The organism is Streptomyces broussonetiae, from assembly GCF_009796285.1.
GTDB lineage: Bacteria > Actinomycetota > Actinomycetes > Streptomycetales > Streptomycetaceae > Streptomyces > Streptomyces broussonetiae.
Window position 1 is genome coordinate 7732474 of sequence record NZ_CP047020.1, and the last position, 16687, is coordinate 7749160.

The following is a 16687-nucleotide window of genomic DNA, read 5'->3' on the forward strand; positions in this document are numbered from 1 at the left end:
TCGTTCAGGTGCCCCGCCCGCAGCAGTCCTCCTTTCCCACATCTGGGCAAAACCGTCAGGGGCGCGGGCGCTCGTGCAGGTGCAGCGCCGAGGGGCGCAGCCGGTCGTGGTGGTAGGTGTCGGTGCCGGCCTTCTGGCCGTAGAAGTGGGTCATGGGAGCGTCGGTGATCAGCGAGTCCTGGTTCGTGATCTCCAGGCGGATGCGGTCGCCCTCGCGGGCCAGGAACGACAGGGGGAGCAGTTCGATGTGGAGTTCGTAGACCTTGCCGGGCTCCAGCGGATCCACGCCGTTGTGCAGGTGGAACGGACGCATGTCACTGGTGAGTTCGGGGTCCTCGGCGCGGTGGGAGGCACGTAGCCAGCCCTGGCTGACCTTGATCGGCAGCTTCGCGCCGGAGTTGCTGGGGATGAGGGAGACCTTGACGATGACGTCCATGTCGGTCTGGTCCGTGGAGGCGTGCAGGGTCAGCGTGGCATGGCCGGTGAACTCGCGGTCCTTGTCCATGGGAGCGGTGGTGAAGGTGTTGACCCGCGCGACGTGGTCGGGGACGCCGTGCTTGTCGAAGACCGTGACGCCGGCCATCCACTCGGGATCCGGGTAGGACCAGGAGGTGGACGCCTCGTCCGCCACCGGCTTGGTCTCGGTGAGCGTTCCGTCGTTGAGGGAGTCGACGGCGCCGCTGTGCTCCCCGGCGAGGTAGAAGGTGCTGGTGCGCACGTCCGGTGGCGGCCAGGAGGGCGCCGAGTGGTAGGCGTCCTCGCCGTTGACGTAGAAACGGATGTTGGGCTTTTCCATCACGCCGTTGTCGGTGCCCTTGAGGTGGTGGTCGTACCAGGGGAGCAACTCAGTGCGGTGGAAGTCCTCGTCGAAGTAGTACCTCTGCGCGGCGGCGAAGCTGCCGGGGTGCGTGACCAGCAGCTTCTTGGGCCCCCGTACGCGCTCGAAGCCGTAGAAGTTGCCACGCAGGTGCAGCGCCGCCTTTCCCCACACGCCGATGGAGAACACGGGGATGTCGATCTGTGGCAACTCCCAGAACGGCGAGCGCCGACGATGCCATTCGTCGTCCACGGGGTGGGAGAGGATGTCGTAGACGAAGTCCTGCTTGCCGCCGACGCGGAAGCCGATGCCCTCGATCTCGTGCTGGACCAGCACCGAGCCGAACAGCCAGGTGCTCAGGAAGCCCTGGATCGGGATGCCCCCGTGGTACATCCAGTCGCGGTACATGTCGGTGGCGCCGTCGTAGGCGACGATCGTCCTCAGATGCGGCGGGCGGGTGCGCGCGGCGTTCCACTGGCTCCAGCAGTAGTGGGACATGCCGATCATGCCGATCGCACCGGTCGACCACGGCTCGGCAGCGACGTGCTCGATCATGTCGTGGATGGCCTCGCCCTCGCCGCGGGAGACCGGGTCCCAAGTGCCCTCGGAGCGGCCGGTTCCGGGTACGTCCATCACGACGTAGGCGTAGCCGTTGTTGAGGTAGAGCTGTATGGGCCCGTATTCGATGAACGGGAACACCGGGTGTGCCGGCAGGTGGCGCAGCGCCTTCTGTTACGGGGAGGCGCCGAGAACGACCGGGAACGGCCCCTCGCTGTCGGCGGGGAGGTAGACATCGGCGCGGACGAGATCTCCCGCGCGGGTGCGGACCTCGGTCTCGAAGGGGGCTGTGTTCACGTCGACCATAACGGTTCTTCTCCAAGCCTTTCCGGAGTGCGGAAGACAGTCGCGGTCACGACGGGAGCGAGCTGACCGGCGCAGCCTCGTTGGGGCTCTTGGTGGTGGCCCAGTGGGCCCGGACGAAGGCGGCGGCGGACCGCAGTGCCTCGTCGGCCTCATCGAGCATCACGGCGAACGACTGGAAGACGTGCGGGACTTGGGGCCAGACCTGGAGTTCGACATGAACGTCGTGCTCGGCAGCGCGGGAGGCCAGTCGTACGGCGTCGTCCAGGAGGATCTCGTGCGAGCCCACCTGGATGAGCAGCGGTGGCAGGCCCGTCAGGTCGGCGAAGACAGGACTGGCCAGTGGCTCAGGGCCGGCCGCTCGCCCGAGGTAGTCGCGGGCGCGGGTGCGCAGTGCCTGCGGGGTCAGTGCGGGGTCGAGGTGGGCCTTGCCGGTCGCGCTGGCGCCGGACACCGTGAGGTCGGCCCACGGCGAGAACACCGTGGCGGACGAGGGCCGGGCCAGGCTCGCGTCCCTGAGGGCGACCAGCGTCGCGACGGTCAGACCGCCGCCGGCGGATTCGCCGACAAAGGCGATCCGGTCGCTGGGGATGCCCTGGTCGAGCAGCGCGCCGTACGCGGCCACGGCGTCGTCTACGGCCGCGGGAAACGGGTTCTCGGGAGCCAGCCGGTAGTCGACGCAGACGGCACGGGCGCTGCAGCGCCGGGACACGTCGGCGGCCAGGCCCGCCGCGTCGGCCGCCGAACCGATGGCATACGCGCCGCCGTGGAAGTACAGCAGCACGTCGGCCGCATCGCTTTCGGGAGTGTCGACGGTGACGACGGGGATGCTGCCGAGCTGCCCGGGGGTGGTCGTGACATCGGGAGGCAGTGGAATCGAGGTCATCATCTCGTGGAAGACGGCGCGTGCTTCGGCCACGTCGCCTCCGACGTCGAGCGGAGCGTGCCGAAGCATCTCGTCGAGGTCGCGGCGTTGCTGCCCGGACATGGCTGTGCCTTTCGTGCGGTTCGTACGGGATGGGCGCTTGGTTGGAGCGGTCGGTGTGCCGGCACTCAGCGCGGCGGGCCGAGGATGATCTGGCCGTACAGATCGGCGGCCTCCGCCATCAGGTCCGTGGAGATCTCGAACCCCTCGGGCCGGGCGGTCGACATGTCGCGCCCGGCGTGCCGGAACATGCCCTCGATGCCGCCGGGAGTGCAGATCATCAGCAGGTCCGCGGTGTCGGAGGTGATCCGGTAGCCGTGGGGGACGTTCTTGGGCAGGTAGACGATGCCGCCCTCCGACAGCTCCATCTCCCGGTCGTCCGACCACAGCAGCGCGGTGCCCTTGATCAGCATGAAGATCTCGTCCTCACGGGTGTGCATGTGGTAGGGCGGTGCCTCACCCTTGGCGACGCTGAACCGTCCGACGGTCAGCTGTCCGTCAGTGGCCGCGCTGTCCAGGAGCACGGCGAACTGACCGCCGTCGAGCCATTCGAGCTTCTGCTGCTGATCAGGCTGCGCGAGGTAGGTCATGCTCACGACGATGTCCGTTCTGTGCAGTCGGCGGGTGCCGGGCCGCCCTCACCCGTGAGGATGAGCGCGACGACAGGGATCACCCGATGCGTCTTGCGCTGGTAACCGGAGAAACCGGGATAGCGGCGGGCCTGCTCCGCGAACGCGGCGTCGTGCTCGGCGCCGCGCAGCTCCACGGCCCATGCGGCGACCACGTCGTCGCCCACCTCGACGCGCGAGCGGGTTGTGGCACCAGTCCGGATTGCGATCGGAGCCCGCCTCGGAGGCGAAGACCAGATAGCGGTCATGATCGGCCAGGTACATCACCGGACTCACCCGGGCCGCGGCCGAGCGTGCTCCTACGGTTTGCAGCAGTAACACCGGGCCCGGCGAAACCCCCGCTCAGCCGCCCGTGATGCGCACGGAACTCCTCGATATTGCGTGCGTTGAAAGCGGTGGTATCAGCCATCACTTCTCCGGTGCGAGACGAGGTCGGGTGGCCTGACGGACGGGCGGTGTGCTCTGCCCATGCCACCTCGGGCCCGGACGGCCGTGGCCGGCGACCTTCGGCGGGTCGCCTCCCACGAGTGATGATGCGCTTCCGGAAGCGGCCACCGCCAGAGGCGTGGATAGGACCAGCAGTACCACCGTCTGCTGGTGGTCGATTGCTCGGTTGGTTCCCGGTTGGTCCTCGAATAATCCGAGGAGAAAGTCCTGACTTGACTTCAGGAGAGCCTGCGACGTCAGCGGACGGGGCTGCGTGCAGGGATGGGTTGTGGCTGCCGCCAGGCTCGGCGGCGGACGCGCAGAAGCCGTTCCGGAAGGTGCGTTTGCCGGGGCGGCCGCGCCCGTCGTACCGCCGGGCGCCGTCGGAGCCGCGGCGCCGCCCTTCCGCTTGCGGCGTGGGGCGGGGAGCGTGAGCGCGTCGGCGGTCAGGCGGGGCAGCGTAGAGCAGGGTTGCCTGAGGAAGCCCTGGACGCGGGCGGCCTCCGTGCGGAGCCGTTGTTCGGAGCAGCCGTGGAGGAGGGGGTAGGTCAGTGAGGTCGCCGGGTCCTTGTAGTCAGGCTCGGAGAGGGGGGCAGCACATCGCATGGGCGAGATCGAGGTACGCCAGCTTCACTGGTCGGCGGCGAGTGTGTCGCTTTTTGCCCATCGATAGCAAACAGCTGTCGGATATCGCTCAAACTGACGGTCCAAGGGTGGCATACCGGTGGACGAGTGCTTGCCTCGTGTCGAAGGAACAGCAGGCAAGACGCAAGGGACAGCAGCATGAGCACTCGGAACGTGCAAGGTATTTCTCTCTACTACGAGAGCCACGGGGACCCGGAGGCCGCGCCGGTTCTGCTCGTCTCCGGTCTGGGTGGGGTGGGCGCGAGCTGGGGGACGCAGATCGCCCGCTTCACCGAGAAGTACCACGTGATCCTGCCGGATCAGCGGGGCACAGGGCGTACAACCCGGGCCCTCGACGGCCACACCACTCGGCAGCTCGCGGCCGACATGGCCTCGCTCGTCGAGGAACTCGACGTCGGCCCGGTCCATGTCGTTGGCGCGTCGACGGGCGGCGCCATCGCGCAGTACATGGCGCTGGAACACCCGAGGCTTGTGCGCTCGCTGACGTTGAGTTCGACGTTCGCGCGCTTCGACGCCTTCACCAGGCGTGAGTTCGAGGTGCGGCGTAAGCTCGCCGCCGAGTGGGACAGGCATGAACTGCTGTCCGCCTACTCACTGTTCTTGTTCGGGCCGCGGTACGCCCGTGAGCACCCCGAGGCCGTCGTGGAGTGGATCGACCGCGCAGCCGCGCTCCCGGCCCACCCCGACGACCGGCGGATCGGCCTGGCGCGGATCGACATGATCGCGGCACACGACACGTTCGCACGGCTCCGCGAGATCGCCCAGCCGACACTGGTTCTGTGCGGCGAGCACAACTTCTGCACGCCGCTTCCGCTGTCGGAGGAGCTCGTGCACGGCATCCCGGACGCCACGCTGGCCGTCTTCGAGGATGCGGGCGAGCTCATCGAACTGGAGCAGCCGGAGAGGTTCTTCACAGAGGTGAGCGGCTTCATCGACGGGCTGCGCGACCCGGACCGGGGTTGAGGTGTGTGGAGATGAGACTCGAACTATCCGATGCCTCCATCTTCTACGACGACGCCGGCGAGGGCGAACCCGTGGTGTTCTTGCACGGTTCGCTGTGCGCCGACTGGCTCACCCCCATGGCGCGCGAGCTGACGGAGTTCCGACGCGTCGTCATCCACCGTGCCGGCTACGGCCGCAGCGAGGACCGCACGAGCGGGGCCGGCGTGTCCGCGCAGGCCGGCCACTGTGCCGCGGTTCTGACGGAGTTGGGGCTGCGGCGTGCCCACTTGGTGGGGCACTCCGCCGGGGCCGACATCGCACTGCACCTGGCCTACGCCCGACCGGACCTGGTCGTCTCGCTGGTCCTCCTGGAGCCCGCGCTGCCCCGGGCGGACGACGAGCCCGCGAGTCCGGCAATGCCGGCCGCGATCGCCGCGGCCAGGACCGGTGCATGGGAAGCGGCCTTCTACGCCTTTCTCACCGGGGTGTGCGGGCCGGGCGTACGCAGCCTGTTCGCGGAACGGCTGGGAGAGCAGGGGCTCGCCGAAGCTGTCGACAGCAGCCGTTACTTCTTCACCCGGGAATCGGCCGCGTTCGGCGGCTGGGAGTTCGGTGCACGGCAGATGAGCGCCGTGCAGGCGCCGACGCTGCTCGTCGTCGGAGGCGGGGGCGACCGGCTCGGCACGCCCCACCGGGCGCGAGCCGCCTCCATCGCCGCCCACCTTCCACACGCCGAGACGCTGGTCGTCGACGGCCTCACCCACGCCATGCCGTTGGAGGATCCCGTGTTGATGGCTCGCATCGTCAGCGAGTTCGTCACGAGCCACCCGCTGTCCGACTCGACCGGTTGAAGCACCGCGTCACCGTAGCGGCAGGTCCGCGCGGTGACCCGGCTCGGGGCGACGCATGCCGGGACGCGCGTGTCGGCGGACGGGGGAAGAAGGCGACGGCGCCTTTGACCGGGCGCAAGGCCGTCACCGTCTCGACGTCCCGCACGCCGGGCAGTCGCCCCACGAATGACGTCAGGAATTGCCACAGCGCGGACGTGTCCGGCGTCGAGACGCCCGCGAACAGGTTGCTGGCCCCGGTGACCCCCGCTGCGAACGCCACCTCGGGACTGGCGGCGAGCGCGGTGCCCGCGGCGAGGAGTTCATCGATCCCATGGTGAGCCACAACATGGTGCGCACTGGCACGTCGAAGACGGCGAGGTCGACATCGACGTCGAAGTGCAGGACACCGGCGGCCCGAAACTCGTGCAGTCGACGGCGGACAGTGCTCGCCGATGCGGCGCCGTGGCAGCCATCAGCTCGTCGATCGACGTTCGTCCGTCGGCTCGCAGCACCTCGAGCATGCGGCGGCTGGTCCCATCCATCTTCGGAGGCTGTCCGACCACGGGAGGAGCATGCCGGGCCACCAAGGCCCGGACCCCAACGGGGTTTCCAGGACCCGAACTTCTTCGAGTCCGACACGCACGCGGTTCCCTGGCCCCACCATGCGGTGTCCCGGGCGGCGAAGGTGGCGTTCACCAACTTCCGCACGGCGGCCCGCAGGTTGTCGACGGTGATGAAGTGCCGGCGCACGTGCCGCAGCGCCGCCTCGCTCTCACCATGCTCGCCGGTCGCCACGATGGCACGGATGCCCATGTTCGTACCGAGGGCGAACAGGGCCAAGAGGAGGCGTCGCTGGAGGACGGCGCGGTCGATGCGGTCGTACCCGGCGACCGAGGCGAACTCGTCGGTGAAACCGGCGTCGAAGTCGGCGTTCGTCAGCACGTCCAGGAGGTCGAGCACACCCCAGCGGCGCACCACCTCGTCCTTGAGCGCTGCTGGCCGGTGGGCCCGTCCAGCTTCGGCACGGAGATCCACGGCTCACCGTGCCGGGTGATCACCTTCACTCCGCCCGACGAGCCGTCCGCCAGCGCGGCCGTGAGCCGGTCCCGGCCGCTCGCCATCCGCTGCTTCAGATCCGTGATGAACTCCCGAACGTTCAGCGGCTGACGGATCGCCGCGTAGTGCACGGTGCGGGTGGCCTCGAAGTCGCCGGGTAGATCGTCCCACTGGCGAAGTGTCGCTATTCGAAAGTTGCGGTATTCCGTCAGACCAACATCGTAGATACCGACCGCGCCTCCGTAGCTGTTGTGGGCCGAGCAGGAGTGGCAGGAGTGGGTGATCGCCCGCGGGCGGGTCGATGCGGGGCTGGCTCCAGACGGCGGCAGCAGCACCGGTGTGGAGTTCACCCTGGATGTGAGAGGACGTTCTGAACCGCTTTACCCGGTTCGACCGCTGGCTTGTGTCAGGTGGGCTGGTGGCGCGGAGCGACGGGTTACCCGGGCGCCGCCAGGCGAACGAGGTCGACCCTATGCTGACGGTCGTGCAGGTACTGGGCATGAGCAGTGAGGACGAGATGGTCGCCTGCTTCTTGAGCGGCGAGCTGTCCAGCCAGAGGTTCGGCCAGAACCTCCGGTCCCACCTGGCGGCAGCCGGGCAGGCCGAGCAGTTGCTGACGCATCCAGACCTCTCCGACGCTGGAGCGAACTTCGCACGTCGTGCTCTGCTCGCTGCGACGCGCGGGTACGGCGAGAACCGCGACCTGTTCGAAAACTTCCCCACTGAGGTCACCTGGACCAGGGCACTCCTGTCCGCCGACGAGGCGGCCAGCGTGCGCTACCTCAAGTATTCCTACTGGGTCGAACTGTCGGGTGGCAGCCGCCGGCCGACCGACGCGGCCGCACGCATCAAGGCAGGGCTGCGGGCGTTCGACGTGTCCAACGAACCGTTTGTCGACGCAGCCCAGGCGCTCATCAGAGGCGAGCGGTTTCCTCCGCTCATCCTCGTCGGCGAGAAGCGGGACAATCTGGTCTGCCTTGAGGGCCACCTGCGCCTGACCGTCTACGCCATCGTTGGCTTCCCGACCGACATCGAGTGCCTGATCGGCACCGCGCCGACCATGGGACGCTGGGCGCAGTAGTCCAGTCACACCAAGCTCTCGGCGCACTAAATGAACCTTAGGAGAGGTTCTGATCCGCTCTTGGCCGATTCGGCTGTTGGCTCGGGTCATCAGGTGGGCTGATGGCGCGGAGCGAGTGATCCGGATCTCCTCGGCGGCCCTGCGTCTGTTCGGTGTAGAAACGGCCATGCAGTACGTCGCCGCCGCGTACCCGGACCTCCCGGCTCCCCCGCTGATCGGCCCTCCCGGGAGTGTCCGAAGGCGACGTCGAGTCCCCACGCAAGCACGTCGCGTCGCGCGTGTTCTTCAGCGGTCTGGGTCGTTGGACGGATCATGCAGACCAAATGGGTGACGTGGCCAGCCAGTGGCCCCGGGTGTCATCAGCGCCCTGTCACAGGGTGCGGCCATAACGATCACCTCCCCTCCGTCCCCGCTGGGCCGGAATCTGCCCGCTTGGGAGTGGTGAATCGGTGACCTCGAGTGTGGTCGACGCACAGGCGATTGACCTGCGTGTGGTGCAACGCCAGGTTGATGGAGTGCTTGAGGACTTTCTGTCTGAGAAGGCCCGGGCGGCGACTGGCCGGGGGCATCCGCCGGAGGTCGTGCAGAGCGTCCGCGACTTCCTGGCAGCCGGCGGGAAGCGAATCAGGGCACTGCTGTGTGTGGTGGGCTGGCACGCCGCCGGCGGGCAGGGGGATGCGGCGTCGGCGGTGCGGGTGGCGGCGTCGCTGGAGCTGTTCGTGGCCTTCGCCCTCATCCACGACGACATCATGGACGACTCGGCCAGCCGCCGAGGCCGGCCCGCGGTCCACCGCGTGATGCGAGCCCAGCTGGGAGGCGGCGAGCGAGCTGAACGGCTGGGCGCGGGCGGCGCGCTGCTGGTGGGCAACCTCGCGCTGACGTGGGCGCAAGAGCTGTTGCACACTGCCCGGCTGGAGCCCGGGCGGCAGCGGTTGGTCCACGGCCTGTACGACGCGATGCTGGAGGAGGTGATGTACGGGCAGTACCTGGACGTCATGGGGACCGGCCGGGGCGCCGACGACATCGAGGCAGCCTTGCGGATCATCCGCTACAAGACCGCCACCGCGACGATCGAGCGGCCCCTGCAGTTGGGGGCCGCCGTCGCCGGGGCCGGTGAGGCCGTGATGGATACCTTCACCAGGCTGGGTCTGCCGCTGGGTGAGGCGTTCCAGCTGAGGGATGACCTGCTGGACGTCTTCGGCAGCCCAGACGGCGCGTGCGCGCCTGGCCTGAGCGACCTGCGAGAGGGCAAGCGGACCGTCCTGCTGGCCCTGGGACTGGGATTAGCCGACCCGGTCCAGCGGGAACGGCTTGGCCACTTGGTGGGCCGCGCCGCCCTGGAGGAACGTGAAGCGGCGGAGGTCCGGGACATTCTGCAGGTGACCGGGGCGCGGGAGCAGACCGAGCGGATGATCGCGTCCCGCTACGAACATGTGCTGCGCGTTCTGGATCAGGCTGGCTTCCCGCAGGCCGCAGATCGCGCGCTGCGTGGCCTGGCCGCCAAGGCCACCCAGTACACCTCCTGACACCACGCGGCCTGGAGCCGTCAGCACCACCGTCGCTGGCGCACGGCCACGACTATGCCGTCCGACCTGAACAGAGAGAACGCTTGATGACCGAGCAGGTTATGCAACGCGTCGCCGAATATGAGCGCCGCTTCAACACACTCTTCGAGGAGTACTTCGACACGTTGAGCGCGCGGCTGGACGTGCCGTCGCTCAGCCGTTTCACCCCGGACTGCGTTGAGTTGCTGTGGGACGTCTCCTTGCGCGGCGGGAAGCGGTTCAGGGTCGTGGCACTGAACGAGGCAGCTCGCCTGGTGACCGCCGACCCGGTCGAAGGACTGGACGCTGCGGCGCTGAGCGTCGAGCTGCTGCAGACTTCCGGCCTGGTGCATGACGACGTCATCGATGACGGTCCTGTCCGCCGGGGAGGCCCGTCCACTTACTACGCCTACCGCGAGCGGTTCCCCGAACACCCGCACACAGCCGTCGGTCTCACCGTGCTCGCGGGTGACCTCGCACTCGTGATGTCCCTGCAGGTGCTGCTGGAGTCGAAGGCGCCGATGGGGGTGCGGCAGGCCATGGTCGAGGTCCAGACCCGGGCCGCGGCCGACACGTTCATGGGGCAGATCATCGACGTCGAGCGGGACTTCATGACCACCCCGGACGAGGATGTCCTGCACTGCGTGGCCGACTACAAGACGGCACGCTACTCGATCCTCGCGCCCATGCAGCTGGGACTGCTGGCCGCAGGGGAGCAGCCCTCCCTCTTTGAGGAAGAGCTGCGTGACTATGCGCGGCTGGTCGGGATCAGCGAAACGATGCGCGATGACTACCTGGACCTGTTCGGGGAGGCCGCCCGCCTGGGCAAGCCGACAGGCGCCGACATCCGCGACGGCAAGCACAGCTACACCGTCAACGCCCTGCTGGCGGCCATCACCGGCCCGGAGCGTCGCACGGTGGAAGCGGCGCTCGGTGATTCGTCCTGCACGCCGGAAACCATCGCCGCCATCAGGGAGATCGGCGAACGCCGCGGCGTGGCAGACCAAATGCAGGCCTACATGCGCCGCTACGCGCAGCAGGCGTCCGCGGTGGCAGCCGGCTGGCGGTCGCGGTGGAGGGAGGAGGCGGTCGCCTTCTTCGAGCAGCTGCCGCTGTGGAGCGTTGAGCGAGCCAGGTGACCAGCGACCGCACCACTGGCGTGATGCGCCCGGCCGGTGTGCACCGCGTGGATGCGGGATCGTCGCCCGCGGTCGGCGGGGCTGCGGCTGCCAGGTCCGCCAGTGCCTGCTGCCAGAGTTCGGGGAGGCTGTCGGCGTCGGGGAGTGCGGTGTCGATGCGGAAGCACGCGCTGGTTGTGTCGCCGTATGCCGTCGCCACGACAGCGATGGGGACACCGGGCGGGCAGCACATGATGGGGTCGATGCGATGCACTTCCGCCTCGCCGTAGTGCAGCCGCTGGCGCACCACGAGATAGGAGGCGCAGACGGTGAGCCGGCCCGGGACCGTGCTCACGTCCACAAGACGCTGGAACAGCCGCTGGGGAAGGCGGGTGAGTGCCGATCGCAGCACCGTCTTGTGTGCGGCCGACTTCAGGGTCGGGGTGCGCTCTCGTGTACGTGCCAGTCGCTGGTCCATCGTCATGGGTCCGCCGGGCAGGTCGATCCGCGTCAGGAACAGCCGGTTACCGGGTGCCGCTACTTCGTCGGGCGTGCGCAGGTTGACGGGCACCATCACCGGCAGGGCTGCGCAGGCGGCACGGGGCCATGCGTCCGTGGCCCATTGGGTGATCGCGTGGGCCAGAGCAGTGAGGTAGACGTCGTTGGTGCTGGCTGCGCCGGCGCGTGCTGCGGTGCGCAGACTGTCGGAGGGCGCCTGGGCCCACAGCAGGTGGCGGCGGCTGGACAGCGGATGCGCGGCGGACTGCCACAGGCGGTGCTGGCGTGCGTGCCGCAGCAGGCTCACCGTGCTGCGCGCGACCTGGTGCGGGCTGGGCCGGGCGGTGGAGGAAACGTCGTGTGCGAGCGCGGAGAACTCTTGCGGCCGCGGCCCGAACAGGGTTTCCAGGAACCTGATCACGTTGGCGCCGTCCTGGACGGCGTGGTGGGTGAGATACAGCAGCGCGAACCCGTCGCGCACGTGGCCGTGCAGCAAGATCATGTGCCAAGCCGGGGCACCCTCTGGCCACGGTTCTCGCAGCCGTAGGCGCACCGCATCCTCGAGAGCCGACGGGCCTTCGCCGATGTGCTGGGCGAGAACGTGCCGGTCCATGTCCGGGTCGGCATGCGTCCACCGTGCAGAGGGCCCGCCGCCGGTCAGAAGGTGTGTCAGGCAAGGCAGGGTGTCAAGGTGGCCGGTGACGTGCTCGCGCAGCCCGGCCAGTTCGGGCACGGTGCCGCTCAGGTGCAGCACTACCCCGATCGTCGCGTTGGCGTCCGGGTGCTGCGCCAGCTGTTCAGCCTTGAGCACGGCAAGGTCGGCGGGACTGGGGTCCGGAAACCGGCTCATCTTCCTCATCCCAGGAACGTGTAGAGGGGGGTGCTGACGGCCGCGCCGATCAGCATCCCGACAGCGACCTGGCCGACGGTGTGGCAGTGCAGCCGGACGCGGGACCAGCCGATCAGCACCACCAAGGGAGCCAGCACGAGCATCCAGGGGCCGAAGCCCGTCACGAGAATGGCGAGAGCGCCAGAGGCAACAGCAGAGTGCACCGACACTTTCCAGAAGAACGTAATCATCAGCAGGGCGAGCAGGACAGCGACCATCGCCGTTACGAGCGCCACCACCGCCGCGGGAGCATCCAGTGCGTACAGCAGTGCGCTGCCGGTGAGGACCGAGCCCATCACCCCGGGGGCGGCCACGATGCGGTCCTGCCTGCGCCGCACGTGCCGGTCGCCCCAGTACCGGCGGCGCTCACCGAAGCGAAGGATTAGCGTGGGCAGCACCGCGGTGAACAACGCGGCGAACAATCCCCAGCCCAGGCCGGCCCAGCCGTCGGCGTGCCAGCCCAACAGCGGGGCCAGGATGAGCATCCAGTTCCGGGGCTCGCCGCCGTCACTGAGCAGCCACGCCCAGCACGCTTCACCTCGCGGCACCAGCTCATCCGCGGCCGCCTGGGCAGGGCCGACACCAGGAGGGGCTGATACGTCCGGTGGAGCGGCCGAAGCCTGGTTGCATTGCGACACTCGCTACGTCCCGCCCCTCCGTAAGGTGTTGCCGCCGTGTTCGGCGTCCATCATCCAAACGACGTGCTCACCAGGCCCGTCACGGCACCAGCGCGCCCTGCTCGACACTCGCCGTTTCTTTTCGGGTCGCCGCGCGTGACTGGCGGCTGCGCGTCCGGGCGGTGAAGGCGGCCAGGCCCAGGGCAGCCATGCCCACCGCCCAGCCTCCGCCCAGTAGCAGGCCGGTGACCGGCACCACCTGCAGACCGGCCGCGGTCACCGAGGTCTGAACCGCTGCGTAGGCCGGGAGGAAGCGCACCACGAGGCTGTCCGCGTCCGGGTTGATCAGCGGGTTCTGCAGCACCAGATCGATGGAACTGATCATGATGGCGAGGAACATGCCGGCCAGCTCGCTGCGCACCACGGCCGCCAGCACGATCCCGATACCGCCGTAGACCAAGGCGCCGGTGAACATGCCCGCAGCGAGCACCAAGGGCTGCTCGGGCCGCCAGAACAGGTGCATCCACGCGGTGGTGTAGGCGGCGACGAGGGCCGCGACCAGCAGGAGCGCGGTGCACTTGGCGATCGCCAGACACGAGCGTGGATAGCCGGCGCGCGCCAGACGCTGGTCGAAGAGCGCGGAGCGGGCTGTGGCGACGAACATCATGAAAGCGATGACCAGCGAAAGGGCCTGCAGCGCACCGTTGATCTGGAGCAGGATGTTGCCGTCCATGACCACCGTGCGGCCGATCGACCGGATGCGGAACCGCAAGGGAGTGGAGGGCACCACAGTGAAGGCCAGCGTGGTCCACAGCGGCACGAACAGGACCACGATGAGCAACGCCAGCCGGTTACGGGCCTGCTCGATCAGCGCAAAACGCAAGGCCGTGCGGAAGCAGGACCACCACCGCGTCATACCGCTGCCCTCCCCGCTTCGGTCTGCTCCGTCTGCAGCAATACGCCTGCCTGAAGGCGGTACAGGATGTCCAGGCGCGAGGCGTCGTAGGCGAGATGGGAGACCACGAGCACCGCGCAGCCCCGGTCCCGCAAGGCCGCGGCCAGGTCCCAGAACCGCAGATAGGTCTCCCAGTCGAAGCCCTGGTACGGCTCGTCCAGAAGGAGCACCTGAGGGTCGTGCATCAAGGCCAGGACCAGGTTGAGTTTCTGGCGTGTGCCGCCGCTGAGTGCGGCCACCGGCTCGTGCCGGTAGTCGCTGAAGTTCAGCTCCTCCAGCAGCTCGTAGGCCCGAGTCAGATGGCTGATGCCATAGGCGGCCTGGAAGAACTGCAGGTGCTGTTCGACGGTGAACGCCTGGTGGAGCACGGTCCCCTGCGGGCAGCAGCCCAGCCGGCCTGCCCGCTCCACGGTGCCACTGTCTGCAGCGAGATCTCCGGCCAGGATGCGCAGCAGGGTGCTCTTCCCGGCCCCGTTCTCGCCGACGATGCCCACCAGCTGGCCCGGACAGAGATCCAGGAACACCCCGCGCAGGACAGGACGATCCCGGTAGCCCTTGCGTACATCCCGCACGTCCAGAACCGGACCAACTGCACTCACCGCTCCACCCTCCACGCCCATCGCTTCCTTCAGGGCCAGCCTGTTGCGACCGAGTGCAGTCACGACCTCCTCGGCTGCACCGCCCCCAGCAACGGGCGGGAACCGGCGGTGCCCCGCAAGGACAGCTCAGTCGTGTAACGACGACGGCCGTTCACAGGACACGACCGATGAGGCAGTCAGATCCGCCACGCGCGATCATTGACGAACCCGAATTACCAAGAGCCTCACTTACACATACACGTACGGTTCGTTCGTCGACCCGTCCCGGAATCTGCGAACTCCCGCGCTTCCGTCCACGCCGCCTGTTCCCGGCGAGCTGGGACCAGCGCTGGGCGGTTGCGGGGCTGATGCCGAAGAGGTCGGCGACCACGATGGGCGGCAGATCGGTGATGGCCTCCATCAGCGCAGTGTTGCGCGCGGCACGTACGGGGAGCCCGTGCTGCCTCATCTGGTCTGCCAGACCTGCCGGATTGCGGGGGCGGCCGGGCACGACGCCGGGCAGGAGGAGTCGCTGGCCTGACGGGGTCAGGGCTTCTCCGGGGTTGGTGATCTGCTCGTCAAGCAGGCGTGCCGGCGCCGGCGGGAGCAGCACCGGGTGGGCCTCGGCGTCTTGGTGGAACTGGTCCGTGGTGAGTTCGACGATGCGCGTCAGCGGCAGGGCGTAGAGGCGAACCAGAGCGCCGATGATCCTTACGTGCAGGGGGAGTTCGGTATCGGTCAGACAGCGTCGCAGTTCGGCCTGGTGGGTGGTCTCGTCCTGGAAGGTGCCGGGGGCCTGGGTCGGCCGGTGGTGGATCTCCAGGTCGCGGACGATGTGGCGGGCATGTGCCCAGCGGACGAACGGGATGAGGCACGTGCGCTGGGTCGCATGTGTGCTTGTCCAGTCGTCCAGGTGCGCCTGTGAGAGGTCTCGGACGTGCAGGTCCTGGTCATCCAGCCAGGCGAGGAACCTGATGGTGACGCGGATGCCGGTGCAGTCTCCCTTGAAGGCAGCCAGGCTGTAGCGGCCCCGGGCGGCCCGGCGCCGGGCATCCTTGACGATGCCCCATTCTGCGAAGGGCCGGATGAGTGTGACGTGGTGAGCCGGAAGCCGGGCGAGTTTGCCCGTCAGCCAAATCTCCAGCCGAGCGAGGTTCTCCTGTCGCTGGGGCAGGACACCAGCGGTCACCAGTAGCCCGCGGACGTAGGCGGTGTTCGCATCTGGCGGGAGCGCGTCCAGTGCCTGGTGCGTGAGGGGGTCCGCGGCCTGGGCCAGGCGTGCCAGCAGCCGTGCGGCGGGGCTGCGGCGGATCCACTCCAGGACCGGGTAGGGGTTGGTGACGTCGGTGAGGACGGCTTCCAGGGCTGCCAGACCGGCGGGGACCTCGCCGGCGGTGTTGGTGAGAAGGTCGTGCACCTTGTGCCGTAGGGAGCATTCCGGGCACCGCCCGTCCGGCCGCAGGTCCGCGCTGGCATGGCACGTCCCGACGGCTCCACCGTGGGTGCAGCACGTGGCGCACAGGCCCGACTCGCCGTCGTGTGTGACGCAGACCAGGATCCGGGTGGTCTCGCATCCGGCGCAGGGCGAGGGGTTGACGCGCCGTCGGCGGTAGCAGCCACTGCACACCGGGCCCAGCGGCCAGAAGGGTTGCGCCAGCGGGCCGCGCCCTCGATGTAGATCTCCCGGCGCCGGATCGCATCGCGCAGCGCGACCAGGACGCACAGCTCGTACGGGATGCGCTCGACCCTGCCCTTGTCGTCGACAACGGCCTCGCACCAGTCCTTGCGTACGACGCCGTCCATCGGCACCACGTCCGCGGCGTCGTAGAGGCGAGTCTTGCCGTCGACGTCGGCGTACTTCTCCAGCAGCGCGAGCGCGTCCATCACAGGCCGTAGGCGGTGTTGTTGCAGCGGAATCCCAGCGTCCGCAGCAGCGGCGGCAGCATCTGCCGGTAGTAGGAGCTGTAGGAGGAGCGCAGCGTGGTGCGGACCTTGGCTTTGAAGACCTTCTCGTTCGCCTTCGCCTCGGCCACTAGGCCGCGCAGCGTCTGCTCCCCGACCACCGGGTAGAGGGCTGTGCCTTCCAGCGCTCCGGCCATGAAGTCGACCTGACCCTGTCCGGGCCGGTCAACGCCGACAACGTCGACCCCTGGCGCACCATCAGCGACTCCTTCCCCTGGCGCGGTCGGACCGAACCGCTGACAAGCACAGCATCCCGACTACCTCACCGTGATGCCCTACGCGTCGTTGACCAGCAGCTTCATGGGATGTCGGCC

At 68.6% G+C, this 16687-nt stretch carries 16 protein-coding genes and 2 pseudogenes; 5 read left to right on the forward strand and 13 right to left on the reverse strand.

What is annotated here, in order from left to right:
- Window positions 1-55: 55 nt before the first annotated feature.
- The 5 genes and pseudogenes from GQF42_RS35490 to GQF42_RS35505 all read right to left on the reverse strand — a co-directional run bounded on the left by GQF42_RS35490 (window position 56) and on the right by GQF42_RS35505 (window position 3553).
- Window positions 56-1516: a CocE/NonD family hydrolase gene (locus GQF42_RS35490; protein WP_158926806.1), complete on the reverse strand. Its 1461-nt coding sequence runs from the start codon at window positions 1514-1516 to the stop codon at window positions 56-58.
- 33 nt (window positions 1517-1549) lie between these two features.
- Entirely contained in the window at window positions 1550-1681 is a 132-nt protein-coding gene (locus tag GQF42_RS46275) for a CocE/NonD family hydrolase (RefSeq protein ID WP_233273581.1), read from the reverse strand.
- A gap of 46 nt (window positions 1682-1727) precedes the next feature.
- Window positions 1728-2666, reverse strand: a complete 939-nt coding sequence (locus tag GQF42_RS35495; protein ID WP_158926808.1) for an alpha/beta hydrolase — start codon at window positions 2664-2666, stop codon at window positions 1728-1730.
- 65 nt (window positions 2667-2731) lie between these two features.
- A complete protein-coding gene (locus tag GQF42_RS35500; protein ID WP_233273824.1) occupies window positions 2732-3193 on the reverse strand; it encodes a cupin domain-containing protein in 462 nt (153 codons plus the stop codon).
- Window positions 3194-3195: 2 nt separating this feature from the next.
- A pseudogene (locus GQF42_RS35505) lies at window positions 3196-3553 on the reverse strand (nitroreductase/quinone reductase family protein).
- A gap of 888 nt (window positions 3554-4441) precedes the next feature.
- Between GQF42_RS35505 and GQF42_RS35510 the strand changes: the two are divergent.
- Together GQF42_RS35510 and GQF42_RS35515 are read left to right on the forward strand one after the other, a co-directional pair.
- Window positions 4442-5266 carry an alpha/beta fold hydrolase gene (locus GQF42_RS35510; RefSeq protein ID WP_158926812.1) on the forward strand — a complete coding sequence of 275 codons (825 nt, stop codon included), beginning with the start codon at window positions 4442-4444 and terminating at the stop codon, window positions 5264-5266.
- Window positions 5267-5277: 11 nt separating this feature from the next.
- Window positions 5278-6096: an alpha/beta fold hydrolase gene (locus GQF42_RS35515; RefSeq protein ID WP_158926814.1), complete on the forward strand. Its 819-nt coding sequence runs from the start codon at window positions 5278-5280 to the stop codon at window positions 6094-6096.
- Here the strand turns inward: GQF42_RS35515 and GQF42_RS47785 are convergent.
- The 3 genes and pseudogenes from GQF42_RS47785 to GQF42_RS45135 form a co-directional block, all read right to left on the reverse strand.
- Entirely contained in the window at window positions 6062-6418 is a 357-nt protein-coding gene (locus tag GQF42_RS47785) for an Lrp/AsnC ligand binding domain-containing protein (protein WP_407699510.1), read from the reverse strand. The two genes, GQF42_RS35515 and GQF42_RS47785, sit on opposite strands and share 35 nt — an antisense overlap.
- A 317-nt stretch (window positions 6419-6735) precedes the next feature.
- Window positions 6736-7110 (reverse strand): annotated as a pseudogene (locus tag GQF42_RS47790) (Tn3 family transposase); the annotation flags it as partial.
- Window positions 7011-7481: a hypothetical protein gene (locus GQF42_RS45135; RefSeq protein WP_199272910.1), complete on the reverse strand. Its 471-nt coding sequence runs from the start codon at window positions 7479-7481 to the stop codon at window positions 7011-7013. The gene GQF42_RS45135 and the pseudogene GQF42_RS47790, both read right to left, overlap by 100 nt.
- A gap of 122 nt (window positions 7482-7603) precedes the next feature.
- Between GQF42_RS45135 and GQF42_RS35530 the strand changes: the two genes are divergently transcribed.
- The 3 genes from GQF42_RS35530 to GQF42_RS35540 all read left to right on the forward strand — a co-directional run bounded on the left by GQF42_RS35530 (window position 7604) and on the right by GQF42_RS35540 (window position 10895).
- Window positions 7604-8212 carry a hypothetical protein gene (locus GQF42_RS35530; RefSeq protein WP_158926816.1) on the forward strand — a complete coding sequence of 203 codons (609 nt, stop codon included), beginning with the start codon at window positions 7604-7606 and terminating at the stop codon, window positions 8210-8212.
- Between the two features lie 461 nt (window positions 8213-8673).
- On the forward strand, window positions 8674-9738 hold the full coding sequence (locus GQF42_RS35535; RefSeq protein ID WP_233273582.1) for a polyprenyl synthetase family protein: 1065 nt from the start codon (window positions 8674-8676) through the stop codon (window positions 9736-9738).
- A gap of 86 nt (window positions 9739-9824) precedes the next feature.
- Window positions 9825-10895, forward strand: a complete 1071-nt coding sequence (locus tag GQF42_RS35540; protein WP_158926818.1) for a polyprenyl synthetase family protein — start codon at window positions 9825-9827, stop codon at window positions 10893-10895.
- 1332 nt (window positions 10896-12227) lie between these two features.
- On the opposite strand, the gene GQF42_RS35545 is transcribed toward GQF42_RS35540, so the two are convergent.
- The 5 genes from GQF42_RS35545 to GQF42_RS45140 form a co-directional block, all read right to left on the reverse strand.
- Complete coding sequence (locus tag GQF42_RS35545) at window positions 12228-12746, reverse strand: hypothetical protein (RefSeq protein ID WP_233273583.1); 519 nt, start codon at window positions 12744-12746, stop codon at window positions 12228-12230.
- Between the two features lie 232 nt (window positions 12747-12978).
- Window positions 12979-13794 carry an ABC transporter permease gene (locus tag GQF42_RS35550; protein WP_158926820.1) on the reverse strand — a complete coding sequence of 272 codons (816 nt, stop codon included), beginning with the start codon at window positions 13792-13794 and terminating at the stop codon, window positions 12979-12981.
- Window positions 13791-14411, reverse strand: coding sequence for an ABC transporter ATP-binding protein (locus GQF42_RS35555; RefSeq protein WP_233273827.1), 621 nt, complete (start codon window positions 14409-14411; stop codon window positions 13791-13793). Before GQF42_RS35555 ends, GQF42_RS35550 begins: the two co-directional genes overlap by 4 nt.
- Window positions 14412-14583: 172 nt before the next feature.
- Window positions 14584-15828, reverse strand: a complete 1245-nt coding sequence (locus tag GQF42_RS35560) for a hypothetical protein (protein WP_233273584.1) — start codon at window positions 15826-15828, stop codon at window positions 14584-14586.
- Window positions 15829-16294: 466 nt separating this feature from the next.
- The gene (locus GQF42_RS45140) at window positions 16295-16510 is read right to left on the reverse strand and encodes a hypothetical protein (RefSeq protein ID WP_199272911.1); all 216 of its coding nucleotides are present in this window, start codon (window positions 16508-16510) and stop codon (window positions 16295-16297) included.
- Window positions 16511-16687 lie beyond the last annotated feature (177 nt).